General features: G+C 55.1%; 13 protein-coding genes. 9 read left to right on the plus strand and 4 right to left on the minus strand.

The window, feature by feature from the left end:
- Positions 1-119: 119 nt before the first annotated feature.
- The 6 genes from leuE (at position 120) to OMR58_RS18060 (ending at position 8,007) form a co-directional block, all read left to right on the plus strand.
- Positions 120-773 (plus strand): leucine efflux protein LeuE, encoded by a 654-nt coding sequence (leuE, locus tag OMR58_RS18035; protein WP_264546573.1) that lies wholly within the window; start codon positions 120-122, stop codon positions 771-773.
- A 282-nt stretch (positions 774-1,055) separates the two neighbouring features.
- Positions 1,056-2,192, plus strand: a complete 1,137-nt coding sequence (locus OMR58_RS18040) for an MFS transporter (RefSeq protein ID WP_264546574.1) — start codon at positions 1,056-1,058, stop codon at positions 2,190-2,192.
- Between the two features lie 202 nt (positions 2,193-2,394).
- Positions 2,395-4,584, plus strand: coding sequence for a ferric-rhodotorulic acid/ferric-coprogen receptor FhuE (gene fhuE / locus OMR58_RS18045; RefSeq protein WP_264546575.1), 2,190 nt, complete (start codon positions 2,395-2,397; stop codon positions 4,582-4,584).
- On the plus strand, positions 4,574-5,497 hold the full coding sequence (gene fhuD, locus OMR58_RS18050) for a Fe(3+)-hydroxamate ABC transporter substrate-binding protein FhuD (RefSeq protein WP_264546576.1): 924 nt from the start codon (positions 4,574-4,576) through the stop codon (positions 5,495-5,497). The genes fhuE and fhuD overlap by 11 nt, the downstream gene beginning before the upstream one ends.
- Entirely contained in the window at positions 5,491-7,476 is a 1,986-nt protein-coding gene (gene fhuB / locus OMR58_RS18055) for a Fe(3+)-hydroxamate ABC transporter permease FhuB (RefSeq protein WP_264546577.1), read from the plus strand. Before fhuD ends, fhuB begins: the two co-directional genes overlap by 7 nt.
- Positions 7,477-7,551: 75 nt before the next feature.
- Positions 7,552-8,007, plus strand: a complete 456-nt coding sequence (locus tag OMR58_RS18060) for an acyltransferase (protein ID WP_264546578.1) — start codon at positions 7,552-7,554, stop codon at positions 8,005-8,007.
- A 121-nt stretch (positions 8,008-8,128) separates the two neighbouring features.
- On the opposite strand, the gene OMR58_RS18065 is transcribed toward OMR58_RS18060, so the two are convergent.
- From OMR58_RS18065 to OMR58_RS18080, 4 genes are all read right to left on the minus strand, one after another.
- Entirely contained in the window at positions 8,129-9,280 is a 1,152-nt protein-coding gene (locus tag OMR58_RS18065) for a tetratricopeptide repeat protein (protein WP_264546579.1), read from the minus strand.
- A 216-nt stretch (positions 9,281-9,496) separates the two neighbouring features.
- Positions 9,497-10,291, minus strand: coding sequence for an ABC transporter substrate-binding protein (locus OMR58_RS18070; protein WP_264546580.1), 795 nt, complete (start codon positions 10,289-10,291; stop codon positions 9,497-9,499).
- 26 nt (positions 10,292-10,317) lie between these two features.
- Positions 10,318-11,085, minus strand: coding sequence for an amino acid ABC transporter ATP-binding protein (locus tag OMR58_RS18075; RefSeq protein ID WP_264546581.1), 768 nt, complete (start codon positions 11,083-11,085; stop codon positions 10,318-10,320).
- A gap of 1 nt (position 11,086) precedes the next feature.
- Complete coding sequence (locus OMR58_RS18080) at positions 11,087-11,737, minus strand: amino acid ABC transporter permease (RefSeq protein WP_105593830.1); 651 nt, start codon at positions 11,735-11,737, stop codon at positions 11,087-11,089.
- Between the two features lie 298 nt (positions 11,738-12,035).
- On the opposite strand from OMR58_RS18080, the gene OMR58_RS18085 reads away from it, so the two are divergent.
- From OMR58_RS18085 to OMR58_RS18095, 3 genes are all read left to right on the plus strand, one after another.
- Positions 12,036-12,635: a helix-turn-helix domain-containing protein gene (locus tag OMR58_RS18085; protein WP_264546582.1), complete on the plus strand. Its 600-nt coding sequence runs from the start codon at positions 12,036-12,038 to the stop codon at positions 12,633-12,635.
- Positions 12,636-12,997: 362 nt separating this feature from the next.
- Positions 12,998-14,380 (plus strand): diaminobutyrate--2-oxoglutarate transaminase, encoded by a 1,383-nt coding sequence (locus OMR58_RS18090; protein ID WP_200546499.1) that lies wholly within the window; start codon positions 12,998-13,000, stop codon positions 14,378-14,380.
- A gap of 14 nt (positions 14,381-14,394) precedes the next feature.
- Positions 14,395-15,864, plus strand: coding sequence for a pyridoxal phosphate-dependent decarboxylase family protein (locus OMR58_RS18095; RefSeq protein WP_105593833.1), 1,470 nt, complete (start codon positions 14,395-14,397; stop codon positions 15,862-15,864).
- The last annotated feature ends 25 nt before the right edge of the window (positions 15,865-15,889 follow it).

The raw sequence follows: 15,889 nt of genomic DNA on the forward strand, positions 1-15,889 counted from the left end.
GATCTTGACACGCTGCCTCACTGATTTTGCGAAAGAAGTTAACCCTGACGACATCAGGCGCTAGAATACTGACCTGCAATCTGCGTCTGGCTGTAAAGGTCTGCGCAAGTCTGATTATCATGGAGGTCAGGGTGTTACTGGAACAATTTGGCGTTATCAATCTCTGGACATATATTGCGGGCCTGTTGTTAATTATTATTGCACCAGGCCCGAACTCGATTTACGTGCTGAAGACCGCCGCATCCAGAGGTGTTGCCGTCGGATATCGCGCTGCGCTGGGCGTGTTCACCGGCGATGCCCTGTTGATTTTCCTGTCCTTTATCGGCGTAGCCTCGATTATCAAAGCGTCGCCGCTGTTATTTACCCTGGTGCGTTTACTGGGGGCTTTTTATCTGCTCTACCTTGGTATCAGAATTATTCACGCCAATTTTTTTGCTAAAAGTCATCGCAGCGAAACGGTCAGCCTTAGTCAGGAAAATGTTTTCAGAAAGTCGCTGACTCTCAGCCTGACCAACCCTAAAGCCATTCTTTTTTATATCTCATTTTTCGTGCAGTTTATTGATTATAACTATGCACATACCGGCCTGTCCTATTTCCTGCTGGCGGCTATTCTGGAAGCCTTCAGCTTTATTTATCTCTCCCTGCTGATATTTGGCGGCGCAGCGATGGCAACATTTTTCCGCCAGCGTCAGAATGTCTCGCGCGCTGGAAACGGTATTATTGCACTGCTGTTTATGGGCTTCGCTGCCCGTCTGGCGACGCTTTCTGCCTGAGAATATACGGGCCCTTAGTGGCCCGCTTCCCCTCCCCGATTATCAGTAAACCGGGTTCTCGCCTGGCATAAATTGAATTCGTTTTGCTAATTTCAACGGTATAAATTCGAGCGACATCGTGCGCCATCCGGGTAATAACCTTGCGTTCATTATCCCATTTTTGATAATGCAATGATTAATTTTCAGCGGCTAATAATCATTATTGATAGAGATTAAGCTGGGTTCTTCTTTCAACTCAGGTTATCTGCCATGTCGAATCCTCATCTCCGTCAACTGCGCCATATGGCACTGGTTATCGCACTTGTTCAGTTTGCTAATGCGCTGGAATATATGGTTTTTAATCCACTGTTCGCATTTATGGCGATTGATTTCGCCGTCCCTGTCTCTTACTCAGGTTATGTCTCGGGTTTGTATACCGCAGGTGCAGTTATTTCCGGCTTCTCCGCTTTTTACTGGCTGGGTCGGGTGAATAAAAAACGTTTTTTAATGCTGAATATGGCGTTGCTGGGCACGTTGACGGTCATGGCCACGCTAACGCAGAGTTTCGGCGTGCTGCTGATACTCCGGTTCTTAGCCGGTATGCTTGGCGGTACAACGATGGGTGTCGCCATCGGTCTGCTGATCAATCAAACCCCACCCGATATGCGTGGGAAGATGCTGGCGACGGTCATTGCCGCGTTTTCGATGGTAAGCATTGCTGGAATGCCGCTGATATTACTGATTTGTACCCATTTCGGCTGGCATCTTTCACTGAACGCCATAGGCCTGCTGTGCCTGCTTGCGATTCCACTTGTTACCCTTTTCGTTCCCGCGGAGACGTCGATTGGGTATGCTCCTGCTCCGCTGACGTTAAGTAAAAATACACTGCTCTTTGCCTCAGCAAATGCCCTGGTGCAGTTCAGTCCGATGCTGATTATTCCGATTCTGGTTCCGTTGTTGACACGGCAGATGGGGCTGGCACTGCCGCTGTTACCCTGGGTGTTTCTTGCCGGAGGCATTGCAGGCCTGCTGGCCACCAAAATAACCGGGAAACTGTTGGTGCACTTTAATACACGACAACTGGCCGTTAGTTCTACGCTTATTTTTCTGCTCAGTCTCGGCATGGCTGCGTCCGGTTCCCCGCTGTCTGGACTGTTTATTGTCCTGTTTCTCGCCGCATCCTATAGTCGTCTGGTGGTGTCATCGGCGGTCACCATTTCGTATCCCTCCGAGGGGCAGCGTGCCCAATTTGTGGCACTACAAACGTCATTAATGCACCTCGCTACCACCGTTGCATTCTTTTTGGTTCCGCTGCTGCTTGGGGAAGACGGGGCAGCCTGGCATCTTGAAAGGCTGTTAATCATCGCTGCCGTGGCGGCGCTACTGTTTCCGATTTTCATCGTAATGTTGCAGAGAAATCAGCGAATTAATCATCCTTGATGTCTTGCCGACTCCACAGATCCGGGTCCTTACACTGGCATCCATTGTGCGGCGCATGTTTTCGTTTAACTGTCTTTTAATTCATTGAAATCTAATGTTTTATATTTTTTTACACAAGACAATGAAATCTTTACAATGAGCCTGCAAAGAAAAATGATTATCATAATCATTTAAACCACTATTCCGCATGAGGAATGCTTTTATGTCTTTTGTTGGCAGGGAAAACGGTGTCGCTAAGCGCGCATCGGTTGTTAAACATACTTTTACCGTTTCACTGCTGGCGCTGGCGATTCATACGCTGACCCACCCGGCGCACGCAGCAGATTCAACGGCCCCGTCGCAAAAGGATAAAGCGCAGCAGGACCTGGTGGTAACGGCGACGGCAGACGATGGCGATGCCAGCGAAGAACAGGACTATCAGGTGAAAACCACCCATGCCGGCACGAAAATGCTGCTGGCACCGCGTGACGTACCGCAGTCGCTTAGCGTGGTGACGAAACAGCGCTTTCAGGATCAGGATCTGCAATCGGTGGGCGACGTGCTGGATAACGCCACCGGTATCGCCACCGAACTGATCGACAGCGAACGGTCAGCCTATTTCGCCCGAGGTTTCCAGATCAGCAGCTACACCTATGACGATATTCCTACCTCGGTCAGCGATACCTGGAACTACGGCGATGCCGCTGAAGACACCGCAATCTATGACCGCATTGAAATCGTGCGCGGTGCGACCGGGCTGATGACCGGCGCTGGCAGCCCGGGTGCCTCGGTGAATATGGTACGTAAGCATGCGGACAGCAAAGAGGTTACCGGTAATCTCACTGCCAGCTATGGCAGCTGGGACAAGCAGCGCTATGTGGCCGATGTCTCCTCCCCGCTTAACGAAGCCGGCACGGTGCGTGGCAGAATCGTAGCCGGTTATCAGGATCAGGACAGCTGGCTGGATCGCTACCACAAAACCAAAAAGTTCCTGTATGGCGTGATTGATGCCGACGTCACCGACAACACTACCCTGTCGCTCGGCTACGATTATCAGCAGAGTAATACCGGCAATCCAACCTGGGGCGGTCTGCCGACCTGGTACAGCGACGGTTCACGCACCCACTTTAACCGTAGTACCAACCCGGCGGCAGACTGGACGCGCTACAGCACCGATTCGCGTAAAATTTTTGCCAACGTCAGCCATAACTTTGATAACGGCTGGTCGTTCCGCGTTAATGCCACCCACGCGGAAGAAACCTTTAACGATAAACTGCTGTACGTGATGGAATTCCCTGATGTGACCACCGGTCAGGGCGTGTCCGGCTTCGGTAGCCAGGATCGCGGCAAGCGCAAGCTGGAGTCAGTGGATACCTACGCCAGTGGTCCGTTTGAACTGGCCGGTCGCCAGCATGAACTGGTTGCAGGCGTCAGCTACAGCCGCCAGCATAATGCCACCTACAGCGCCGATGGCTCGCTGGATTATGACCAGATGGGCGATTTTAACAGCTGGGACGGCAGCGCGCAGGAGCCAGAATGGGGTGACTGGTATCAGAACGCCGATGACATTGTTCGGCAGAAATCCGTCTATACCGCCGCGCGCCTCTCGCTGGCCGACCCGTTAGCGCTGATTCTGGGTGCGCGCTATACCGAATGGAGCACCATGGGCAGCAGCGGCGACGTGCGTAAAAACAACATTACGCCGTACGGTGGCCTGGTCTACGACATTAACGATACCTGGTCGGCTTACGCCAGCTATACCTCGATCTTCCAGCCGCAAACCTACCGCGATCGCGACGGTAAATATCTGTCGCCGGTCACCGGTAAAAACTATGAAACCGGCCTGAAATCGGACTGGTACAACGGCCGTCTGACCGCCACCTTCGCCGTGTTCCGCATCGAGCAGGAAAACGCCGCGCAGGCCGACGGCGACAACTTCGTTAACGGATCAAGCGAACAGGCGTACTATTCGACCAAAGGTGCAGTCAGCAAGGGTGCCGAGTTTGAGATCAACGGTGCAGTAACCGACAATCTGCAAATGACCTTCGGCGCCACGCGCTATGTCGCGAAAGATACGGAAGGCCGCTTCAACAGCAATATGCCGCAGACCTCGTTCAAACTGTTCACCCGCTACCAGCTGCCGATGCTGCGTGAGCTGACCGTCGGCGGCGGCGTCAACTGGCAGAGCCGTACCTTCCAGGATGCGACAGGGCCGGACGGCGAAACGACCCGCGTTTATCAGAGCAGCTACCCGCTGGCGAACCTGTTTGCCCGCTACCAGGTTAACAAGCAGGTAGCCGTGCAGGCCAACGTCAATAACCTGTTCGACCGCAGCTACTATTCCTGGCTGAGCGACTACGCCGTGTACGGTGCGCCGCGTAACTACTCGGTCAGCGTTTCCTATGCCTTCTGATGTTTATTCTTCCCGGCGGTTCGCCGGGAAGTCTCCGCATTGGGTTGATTTGCCGCGCCGTCGTTTGCTGACGGCGCTGGCCCTTTTACCGCTCTTGCCGCTGGCACCAGCAAGCGCCACCGTACCGCAGCGTATTATTGCGCTGGAGTGGCTGCCGCTGGAGATGCTGTTTGCCCTTGGCGTTACGCCGTTAGGTGCCGCCGATACCCACGATTACAGCATCTGGGTAGGTGAACCGACTATTCCAGCGTCGGTGCTGGATATTGGCCGACGCTCCGAACCCAACCTGGAATACATCGCCGAACTGAAGCCGGACCTGCTGCTGTTTTCCGAAGGCTACGGGCCACGCTCATCGCAGCTGAACGCCATCGCCCCTTCAATGGAATTTAGCTTTACCAGTGAACGGGGAGAGCCGCTGCGCACCGTCAGTGATGGTCTGCTTAAGCTGTCCGATCGGCTGGATAAAACGCAGGCAGGGCATGATCATTTAGCCTGGTTCGATCGCCAGTTAGAAGAAGCGCGCGGGCAGCTTGCAGGATTTCGCCGCCAGCCGCTGCTGGTGTTCACCCTGGTTGACGATCGCCACGTAATGATCCTCGGTAAAAACAGCCTGTTTGGTAATGTCATGACCCGTCTGGGCATTGAAAACGCCTGGCAGGGCGATGATAACGGCTGGGGTACGGCGATGGTTGGCCTTGAGCGCCTGGCGAGCCTTGCGCCGCTGCGCGCCATCTGTCTGGACCATCGCGATGAACAGGCAAGGGCTCGCGTAGCCGCCACACCGCTGTGGCAGGCTATTCCCTTCGTCAGGGAAAATATGCTGAGAACCGTGCCCGCCCTGTGGATTTTCGGTGCCACCCTTTCCGCACTGCGTTTCTGCCGGATGCTGCAGCAACAGGAAAAACAATGGTAAGAATTCAGTACAAATCCCTCGCGCTGCTGGCACTGGTGGGCTTTGTTGCGCTGCTGCTCAGTCTGTATAACGCGCAGCAGGTTCTGCCCCGGCAATTATGGTCTGATGCCCTCTTTCATCCTGACCACGATGATATCCGTCAGATCATTTTTTATTACACAACGCTACCGCGGGTGGCGGTTTCGCTTTTGGTTGGTGCAGGGCTGGCGCTGGCGGGTGTGCTGTTCCAGCAGGTGCTGCGCAATCCGCTGGCGGAACCGGCTACGCTCGGGGTGGCCAGCGGTGCGCAGCTGGGAATCACGCTTTTCAGTCTGGGCATGCTACCCGGCGGCGCGGCGATGCAGCCGGTTGCCGCCCTGCTCGGCGCGCTGATTATCGGCGCGGCGGTTTTCGGCACCGCCTGGGGAAAACGGCTTTCGCCGGTGACATTAATTCTTGCCGGACTGGTTCTCAGTCTGTACTGCAGCGCGATAAACAGCCTGCTGGCGCTGTTCCACTACCAGGATCTGCAAAGCCTGTTTTTATGGAGCAGCGGTGCGCTGAATCAGACTGACTGGCAGCAGGTCATTTCACTGGCTCCCCGCCTTTCTATCGCGCTGATAATCGCGCTGCTGCTGGTGCGGCCACTGACGCTGCTGGGTGTGGATGACGACGTTTCGCGCAACCTTGGCCTGGGGCTTAACCTGGCACGGCTGATGGCGCTTGGGTTGGCTATTACGCTCAGCGCCCTGCTGGTTAACGCCGTTGGCGTTATTGGGTTTATCGGGCTGTTTGCCCCGCTTCTGGCGAGGCTTTTGGGTGCGCGTCGCCTGATCCCCCGCCTGCTGCTGGCTCCGCTGGTCGGGGCGCTGCTGCTGTGGCTGTCCGATCAGTCGATGGTGCTGCTGGCGCAGCTCTGGCAGGAGGTCCCGACCGGGGCCGCAACCGCGCTGATCGGTGCGCCGATCCTGCTGTGGCTGCTGCCGCGCCTGCGGCATTCCGCCCCGCCTGCCACTTCGGTTTCAGCACCTGGCGCTGAACGTGCGCGCCCCTGGCTGTGGATAGCCGGTGCGGCCGGGCTGCTGCTGCTGGCGTTAGCCATTGTGCTGATGGTCGGCCGCAACAGTCACGGGCTGAGCTGGGCGGGTGATAATCTGTGGCACGTTCTGCCGTGGCGATGGCCACGCACGCTTGCTGCCTTAAGTGCCGGTATTATGCAGGCCGTCGCCGGCACGTTGATTCAAAAACTAACCGCCAACGTGATGGGCAGCCCGGAAGTGCTGGGCATCAGTGCTGGTGCGGCCTCTTCGGTTATTGCGGTGATGTTTTTCCTGCCCGCCGCCGGTTTTGCCACTCTGCTATACGCCGGGAGCGGCGGTGCGGCCCTGACACTGGCCACCATTCTTCTCGTCGCCGGGCGGCAGCATTTCTCCTCCCAGCGCCTGCTGTTAGCGGGGGTGGGATTGGGCACGCTGTTTTCGGCGATCGTTTCCCTGCTTCTGGCCAGCGGCGATCCGCGGTTGGGCAATCTGCTTAACTGGATTTCCGGCTCTACCTACGGCGTGGAGCCTGTGCAGGCGGCCTCCAGTATGCTGCTCGCTCTGGTGCTGCTGGTGGTGATGCCGCTCTGCCGACGCTGGCTTGCGATGCTGCCGCTGGGCAACGATACGGTCAGGTCGTTAGGCGTACCGCTGGCAGGGTCCCGCATGACAATTTTGCTACTGGCGTCGATACTGACCGCGGGTGCCACGCTGACGGTCGGGCCACTGAGTTTTATCGGCCTGATGTCGCCGCATATGGCGCGCATTATGGGATTCCGCCGGGCGATGCCGCAGCTGGCGATGGCGGCGATTATCGGTGCGCTGCTGATGTTGATCGCCGACTGGTGCGGCCGCATCGTGATGTTCCCTAACCAGATCCCCGCAGGGCTGCTGACCACTTTTATCGGTGCCCCCTGGTTTATTTATCTGCTGCGCCAGCAGGGTAAAGGTCGCGCCTGACGGCCGGCTTCAGATGGTGTTAGTATCGACCTCTTAACCGCTATCGTATCAACGCAGTTTAAGGATGAAATGCAGATGAAAACCATTGAGTGCAGCATTCGTGATGTCAAAACCGGGGAAAACGTCAAAATCATCACCCCGTCAAATATTTACCAGTGTCGGCTGGACGACGATGTTTTAGTCGGACCGTTTGTTGAGATCCAGAAAGGCTGCGTGATTGGTCGCGGCAGCCGCATCCAGTCACACAGCTTTCTCTGCGAAAACGTCACCGTGGGTGAAAACTGCTTTATAGGCCATAACGTTACCTTCGCCAACGATCTTTTCTGCAGCGGCGCGCCGGACCCGGATGCCAGCAGCTGGATTACCATTACTCTCGGTGACAACGTCACTATTGGTAGCGGTGCTACCGTGCTGACCACTTCGATCTGCAGCGGTGCGGTGATTGGCGCTGGCAGCGTGGTGATCCGTCCGGTGACGGTAAAAGGGATTTATGCCGGGAACCCGGCGCGCTTGATCAGAAAGCTGCCCTGAGAACTTGTGCCGGGGGAGTAAAATCCCCAAGCTCAATGTGCCGGAACCTTGTGATAAGTTGTCCGGCACGAACAGTAGCCGCATTATTCTCATCAATAGCCAGATTGAGCCTTTGATTGCTTCATTCGGCGGTCTTATCACTATCTCCGTCGACCGTTTTTTTCTTCCTCGGGATTGGCTTCAGCGCTTCCTTATAGCTGTTAATCATTTCGGTCAGCTCCAGCATCTTAGGATTGAGAATACGTGACTCGGCCAGCCGCGTTTTGAACTGTTTAAACAGGTCCCTCGCTATCGTTTTACTGCGTATTTCATCACAGATTAAAAACATTTCGCCGCACTTCGCCAGGCAGGGAATACTGCCTTTGTGCATCCCCGTCATGTAGAACGCCCCCGCCGCGCGATAGTCTTTTTCTTCTTTACGGATATCCCCCATCATTTCCAGCGCTTCTACGGACCGGTGTATATTCCAGGCTCGGTTCAGCAGCGTGATTGCAGCCTCTGGATCGCGGGTTTGTTCAATAATTATCGCCTGCAATGCCGTGATGCGCTCCGGGTCGCATTCTTCGTGGACGTAAAACGCGGACTTATCTGTTTCAGTCACGCTGAGCCGCGGACTGTAGCCACGGGTCAATAACGTTGCCGCCGAAAACATGGCGGGAAGATGATCCTTCTGCGCCGCCTGCGAGTAATACTTCATCGCCAGCGCATCGTCTCTCACCTCCATTTCGCTATGATAAATATCCCCCATGCGGGTCAGCGCCAGAACGTGCCCGACGTCCGCAGCAACGGCGTAGTATCTCAACGATCTGACTCGTGCATCGCCAAACGCCTCGGAGCGATCCATGGCATTGCCATCGAAATCCGCATGGCTGATGTTCCGTTCTTCATGCTGGCCAAGATAATAGCTGGCTTCTTTTATGCCCAGTGACAGCGCGCTGGTAAAGCGATGTAGCGTCGATGCTGTGCGCGGTATCAGGCGGTAGTGCTCCAACAGGCCCAGGTTGAAATATGCCTGCGGCAGTTTGAGCTCGATAGCCGAGATAAGCAGCGTACGTGCTTTTTCCAGATCCTGCTGATAGTGAATGCCGAGGGCGAAAAATATCGCCAGATTGTTCTGGCACTGTGGATCATCCTCAACGCCATTAACGAAGAAGGCGATTGCTTCGCTGTAGTCGGCATCGGCGCTTAGCGAGGTTGCCTTATATAAAGGAAAATCAGGATGGGTGTAATGCTCGGCAAATTTGAGACTGTCTTGCAGTTCGGGGCGGGACATAAAAAACCCTGTCGTTTTTTTCGGACATATTAACGCTGCCGGTTGCCTTCCACCAGAGGCGGCAGATAGATTCCCTGCCGCCTGCCGCCTGCCGCCTGCCGCCTGCCGCCTGCCGCCTGCCGCCTGCCGCCTGCCGTCTGTAGGTGGCGACAACAATCCTGTAAGCCCGCGCCGACACATTAGCCTGGCCAATCAGCCAATCAGCCAATCAGCCAATCAGGCTGGGATATACTGAATGCCCCATTTATTCAGGATTTTTTCCAGCGTTCCGTCCTGTTTCATGCTGGTGAGGGCCGCGTTGATTTTTTCCAGCAGCGGGCCATTACCCTTGCGCACGGCAAACGCCACCGGCGAGACTTTTGTAGCCTGATAAGTTTCCACCACGTGCATGCCCTTCAGATTGCCAATGCTGGCCTGGCCTTTCAGGATGGGATAATCGTTCATACCGATGCTGACCCGGCCAAGCGACACATCGCGTGCCAGATCCGCCGCATTTTCATAGAATTTCACCTCTTTCGCGATGTTCATTTCAGAAATACGGCGGCCGTAATCGGTACCGGCCATGATGCCAATGGTTTCCCCTTTGAAATCGGCAGGCGTGCGGTAGACCTTTTTATTATCATCGCGGGCGTAAATCCCCTCGCCGATGCCGGTGATCCCTTCGGAAAAGTCGACTTTGGTTTTACGCTGGTCGGTCGGCGACATGCCCGCCACGATCATATCGATTTTATCGGACAGCAGGGACTGCAACAGCGCAGAGAACGGAATAGCGTTAAAACTCACTTCAAATCCGGCCCGCTTCGCCACTTCTTCCGCCACTTCCGGCATAAAGCCCTGGTACTTACCGGTTTCAAGATCCATAAAGCAGGTCGGACGGCTTGCAGGCGTGGAACCGGCGAGCAGCTTCAGCGTTTCGGCCTGTGCAACGCTGGCAAATGTTCCGCAGCACAGTGCACCGGCCAGCAGCAGAGAAGACAGGCGTGAACGCTTGAGGTTGGAGATCATTTTCATTTTTATCGTCCCATTGAGAGTGAAGGTCAGGCAATTTTTCGGCAGTGCTCACAGTGATGAATGGCCGGTTCGCGCAGTACGCGGCGCAGGAAATCCCGGGTGCGCGGCTCCTGCGGATTTCCCAGCACCCGATCGGTGGTTCCCTGCTCAACGATGTTGCCGCTGTGCAGGAAGCACACGCGGTCGGCCACTTCGCTGGCAAACTGCATTTCGTGAGTGACGACGATCATCGTCATCCCCTCCTGCGCGAGGTTGCGCATCACCTGCAGCACTTCGCCCACCAGTTCCGGGTCCAGCGCTGAGGTGGGCTCATCAAACAAAATGGCCTTCGGCTGCAGCGCCAGCGTACGGGCAATGGCTACGCGCTGCTGCTGACCGCCGGAGAGCTGCTGTGGCCAGGCGTTTATTTTTTCGCCCAGACCGACCAGATCCAGCAGCGATTTCGCCCGTTTCTCGGCGACGGAACGCGCTTCACCGTTGACGTGAATTGGCCCTTCCATCACGTTTTCCAGCACAGAACGATGGGGAAAAAGGTTGAAGCGCTGAAACACCATCCCCACCTGGCGACGCAGATCGTTAATCGAACGCTGTTGATTATCCACACGTTGACCGAGCACGCGGATCTCGCCCCCCTGATAGCTTTCCAGCCCGTTGATGCAGCGCAGGATGGTCGATTTACCGGAGCCGGACGGCCCGATAAGGCAGACGACTTCCCCCTGTTTGACGTTGAAACTGACGCCTTTCAGCACCTCAACCGGGCCAAAGCGTTTATGCACATCGTTAATTTCGATCATCTCAGGCTCCTTTCAGGCGGCGCGTTTCCAGGCGTTTGGTCAGTGCCATCAGCGGCAGACACATCGCCAGATACAGAATGGCGACCAGCGTATAAATGGTGGTGTTATCAAAGGTGGATGAGGCCATCAGCTGCCCCTGGCGGGTCATCTCGGTGACGGCGATGGTGGAAGCCAGGGCGGAATCTTTCAGCATCATTACCAGTGTATTGCTGTACGGCGGCAGCGCGACGTGAAACGCCTGCGGCAGCACCACGCGCACCATGGCTTTGCCGAATCCCATGCCCATGGAACGCGCGGCCTCCAGCTGGCCGCGATCGACGGATTCGATCCCTGCGCGGAAGATTTCGGCAATATAGGAGGAAAAACAGAAGGCAATACCGATCACGCTGGCCTGAAACGCGGTCAGCGTGATGCCAATATCGGGAAACACGAAGTAGATATAAAACAGCACCACGATCATTGGCAAACCGCGGGTGATGTTAATAATAATCGATACCGGCCAGACAATAATACGCAGCCCGCTCATCTTCCCGGCAGCCCACAGCAGGCCCAGCGGTGTGCTGATGATCAGCGCCAGTACGGTAATCGTAATGGTCATTTCGGCACCCTTCAGCAAGAAAGGCAGATAATTATGCACGCTGCTCCAGTCCATTCTTTCTCCCCGGCGATAGTGTTAGCGCTCAAATAGCCAGCAAATATTCAACATATTGAATATCCGCTTCACTAAAAAAGATGTCAACGCGCGGTGGGGCTTTGGACATATGGATTACTTATTGTCCCTTGATTAGCGCCAAACAGAGAGCTTTACTAATACAAGCATCTGATTATATGGATCTATATTCCTATTGGGAATTGCGGGTCGATGAAAGGTGTGGGATTGACAAAGGTCAGACTTAATTCATTATAGTGAATATAAATCGCAAATCCGATGCGCCATGGGGCAGGCAATAATGAGTAAACAAAATCAGTCAGCAGCGTTATCCCTTGAGGCCAACATCGGCCTGCGAGTGCGGCAAATGCGCAAACTGCGCGGCCTGACAATTAATGAGCTTGCCGCAAAGGCCGGTGTTTCAGCCGGAGCCATCAGCCAGATAGAACGCAACCAGACCAATCCCACGGTGCGGATGCTGGAACAGCTGCGTATTGCCCTCGGCGTGCCGTTGACCGCCCTGCTGGATGCCGACGAACCGCCCGCTGGCGGGCCGGAGCATTTTGTGCGGCGGCGACAGGACCGTCCTCATTTTCACGTTGGTGAGAGCGGCGTTGCCAAAGAGCTGCTGTCGCCAAGCGGTGAACATGACTTACAGTTTATGCTGATCGCCATTCCACCCGGCTCCGGCCCCAGGGAAATGCTGATGGGGAACGGGGAAAAAGCGGGCCTGCTGATGGAAGGTGAACTGTCGCTTACCGTATCAGGTGACAGCGTCACGTTACTGGCGGGCGATAGTTTCCAGTTTAAAAGTCATTTAACCCATAGCGTATTTAATCACGGTTCTGAGACAGCAAAAGTGCTGTGGATTATGCAAATCCAGCAACATCATCATCTGTAAATCTACGTAATTCCCGCGCTTTATTTGCTGATTAACTGAGCAATTCGCCTTGATATTGTTCACTTTTTGCTCTTATTGTGGTTTTTGCAAACAATACCCCCTCCTCTGTTATTGCCTTAAATATTCATAAATCGAAAATTTATGCATAAAGCGACTGGAACAAATCCCCTGAAAGGCGATTGTTCAGCAAATCAACAACGTATTGATTCCTATGATAAAATCATAAACGCAACTAATTAAAATTAATCATTGAGTAGCGACTTAAAATGGCCTATATTGGCCGCGTTTTTTCACAGCAGTTAACTTTTCATTCATTTATTCAACTGTGACGTTCTGAAACTCACGGTTGTAGGAGAGATATGATGACGGATAAAGTCCGTATTGATACTTTCGGTGCAGATTCATTAAAAGGAAACAATGAAACCTATTTGGCGCGCCAGGCTGAATTTGAGTCAAATGTTAGGAGTTATCCACGTAAGCTGCCGTTTGCAATCGCAAAAGCAGAAGGCGTGTGGATTACCGATGTTGAGAATAATCAATATCTTGACTGCCTGGCCGGTGCAGGAACGCTGGCTCTGGGCCACAACCATCCTGATATCCTGCAAAGCATCCAAAATGTCATTACCAGCGGCTTGCCGTTACATACACTCGATCTGACGACGCCGTTGAAAGACAGCTTCTCAGAATATCTGCTTTCTTTACTGCCAGGCCAGGGTAAAGAGTACTGCCTGCAGTTCACCGGTCCTTCCGGCGCCGATGCTGTTGAAGCCGCGCTGAAACTGGCGAAAAAAGTCACCGGTCGTTCCGGCGTGATCAGCTTCTCCGGCGGCTACCACGGTATGACCCACGGTGCGCTGGCGGTAACCGGTAACCTGTCACCGAAAGAAGCGGTCAACGGCATGATGCCGGAAGTGCAGTTTATGCCTTACCCTCACGAATACCGCTGCCCGCTGGGTATCGGTGGTGAAGCAGGCGTTAAAGCACTGACCTATTACTTCGACAACCTGATCAACGACGTTGAAAGCGGCGTGCGTAAACCTGCGGCGGTGATTCTGGAAGCCGTTCAGGGTGAAGGCGGCGTGAACCCGGCTCCTGCCGAGTGGCTGCAGCGTATCCGTAAGGTGACCCGCGAGCACGGCATCCTGCTGATCCTTGATGAAGTTCAGGCTGGCTTTGCCCGTACCGGTAAGCTGTTTGCCTTTGAACATGCTGGCATTGAGCCAGACATCATTGTGATGTCGAAAGCCGTTGGCGGCGGTCTGCCGCTGGCCGTGCTGGGCATTAAGAAAGAGTTCGATGCCTGGTCTCCTGGCCACCACACCGGTACTTTCCGTGGCAACCAGCTGGCAATGGCCACCGGCCTGACCACGCTGAAGCATCTGAAAGAGCACAACATTGCCGGTAAAGTGGCAGCTCAGGGTGAATGGCTGAAAGGTAAGCTGGCTGAAATGCAGCAGCGTTACCCGGTCATTGGCCACATTCGCGGTCTGGGCATGATGATCGGTATTGAGATCGTTAAGCCAAATGAAGCGCAGGATCACATGGGTTGCTACCCGGCTGACGGCGCGCTGTCAGCGCTGCTGCAGAAAAAATGCTTTGAAAACGGTCTGATCCTGGAACGTGGTGGACGCGATGGTTGCGTACTGCGCCTGCTGCCTTCCCTGCTGATCAGCGACAGTGAGCTGGAAGTGTTCCTGGATAAATTTGAAAACGCCCTGCTTGCCAGCGGCGTAAAACCGGTCTGAGTGGAGTGAATTCGATGTCCAGGTTAAACCCGATTCTGGCAGGTTCAGCGCAAAGCACTGAAGCCTATCGCCAGGCGATTGCCCAGAGTAGCGAAGCAGTAGCCCAGTGGCTGCAGCAGCCCGAGATGTATCAGGGTAAAACCGTTGCCGAACTGCGCGAGCGAATTACGCTTGATTTCAATCCGCAGGGGCTGGGTAATCAGGCCGCGATTGAGCGTGCAATTGAGTACTTCCTGAAAGACAGCCTTGCGGTCCATCACCCGCAGTGCGTGGCGCACCTGCACTGCCCTAGCCTGGTGGTAAGCCAGGCGGCGGAAGTGCTGATCAACGCCACTAACCAGAGCATGGACTCATGGGATCAAAGCCCGTCAGCGACCATCATCGAGATGAAGCTGATTGAATGGCTGCGCACCCAGGTTGGCTATCAGCCCGGCGATGCCGGGGTATTCACCAGCGGCGGTACTCAGAGCAATCTGATGGGCCTGATGCTGGCACGCGATGCCTTCTTTGCCCGCCAGGGACACTCAATTCAGCAGGATGGCCTGGTTGGCAACCTGAAGAAAATCCGTGTTCTCTGCTCCGAGCATGCGCACTTCTCCGTGCAGAAGAACATGGCGCTGCTGGGTCTGGGTTATCAGTCGGTTACGCTGGTGAAAACCGATCGCTTCTCCCGTATGGATCTTAACGATCTGCAGGAGAAACTGGCGCAGGCGGAGGCTAACGGCGAGCAGATTCTGGCTATCGTCGCCACTGCCGGTACTACCGACGCGGGTGCAATCGATCCGCTGCGGGCGATTGCCGAGCTGGCTGCCGAGCGCCAGATTTGGGTTCACGTTGATGCGGCCTGGGGCGGCGCACTGCTCCTCTCCGAGAAGTATCGCGACTACCTGGACGGCCTGGAGCTGGTGGATTCCATTACTCTGGACTTCCACAAGCAGTTCTTCCAGACCATCAGCTGCGGTGCTTTCCTGCTGAAGGAAGCGCGCCACTACGAGCTGATGCGCTATCAGGCGGCTTACCTGAACTCCGAGTTTGATGAAGCCCAGGGTGTACCAAACCTGGTGTCTAAATCGCTGCAAACCACCCGCCGCTTCGATGCATTGAAGCTGTGGATGGGTCTGGAGGCGCTAGGCCAGAAACAGTACGCGGAGATCATTGATCACGGCGTAACGCTGGCGCAGGACGTGGCTCAGTACGTCAGCGAGCAGCCGGCGCTGGAGCTGGTGATGCAGCCGCAGCTGGCCAGCGTGCTGTTCCGCTACCGTACGCAGCAGCTCTCTGACGCGGGTGATACTGCCCTGGCGCTGTTCAACCAGAAAATCGGTGATGTGCTGCTGGAATCTGGCCGCGCTAACGTCGGTGTAACCGAAGCGGACGGCGTAACCTGCCTGAAGCTGACGCTGCTTAACCCGACGGTCACGCTGGAAGACATCAAAGTGCTGCTGGCGCTGGTAGAAAAAACCGCCGAGCAGATCGCGGCGTAAATTTTCGCCCGCTCAGGGACTTAAC

This window comes from Erwinia sp. INIA01, from assembly GCF_025947915.1.
Taxonomy (GTDB): domain Bacteria; phylum Pseudomonadota; class Gammaproteobacteria; order Enterobacterales; family Enterobacteriaceae; genus Erwinia; species Erwinia coffeiphila.

What these genes read in the sequence shown, in the direction of transcription:
- OMR58_RS18070 (WP_264546580.1), bottom strand. Translation starts at nt 10,291, where the DNA reads ATGAAAATGATCTCCAACCTCAAGCGTTCACGCCTGTCTTCTCTGCTG.
- OMR58_RS18090 (WP_200546499.1), top strand. Translation starts at nt 12,998, where the DNA reads ATGACGGATAAAGTCCGTATTGATACTTTCGGTGCAGATTCATTAAAA.
- OMR58_RS18075 (WP_264546581.1), bottom strand. Translation starts at nt 11,085, where the DNA reads ATGATCGAAATTAACGATGTGCATAAACGCTTTGGCCCGGTTGAGGTG.
- fhuE (WP_264546575.1), top strand. Translation starts at nt 2,395, where the DNA reads ATGTCTTTTGTTGGCAGGGAAAACGGTGTCGCTAAGCGCGCATCGGTT.
- fhuD (WP_264546576.1), top strand. Translation starts at nt 4,574, where the DNA reads ATGCCTTCTGATGTTTATTCTTCCCGGCGGTTCGCCGGGAAGTCTCCG.
- fhuB (WP_264546577.1), top strand. Translation starts at nt 5,491, where the DNA reads ATGGTAAGAATTCAGTACAAATCCCTCGCGCTGCTGGCACTGGTGGGC.
- leuE (WP_264546573.1), top strand. Translation starts at nt 120, where the DNA reads ATGGAGGTCAGGGTGTTACTGGAACAATTTGGCGTTATCAATCTCTGG.
- OMR58_RS18040 (WP_264546574.1), top strand. Translation starts at nt 1,056, where the DNA reads ATGGCACTGGTTATCGCACTTGTTCAGTTTGCTAATGCGCTGGAATAT.
- OMR58_RS18095 (WP_105593833.1), top strand. Translation starts at nt 14,395, where the DNA reads ATGTCCAGGTTAAACCCGATTCTGGCAGGTTCAGCGCAAAGCACTGAA.
- OMR58_RS18085 (WP_264546582.1), top strand. Translation starts at nt 12,036, where the DNA reads ATGAGTAAACAAAATCAGTCAGCAGCGTTATCCCTTGAGGCCAACATC.
- OMR58_RS18060 (WP_264546578.1), top strand. Translation starts at nt 7,552, where the DNA reads ATGAAAACCATTGAGTGCAGCATTCGTGATGTCAAAACCGGGGAAAAC.
- OMR58_RS18065 (WP_264546579.1), bottom strand. Translation starts at nt 9,280, where the DNA reads ATGTCCCGCCCCGAACTGCAAGACAGTCTCAAATTTGCCGAGCATTAC.
- OMR58_RS18080 (WP_105593830.1), bottom strand. Translation starts at nt 11,737, where the DNA reads ATGGACTGGAGCAGCGTGCATAATTATCTGCCTTTCTTGCTGAAGGGT.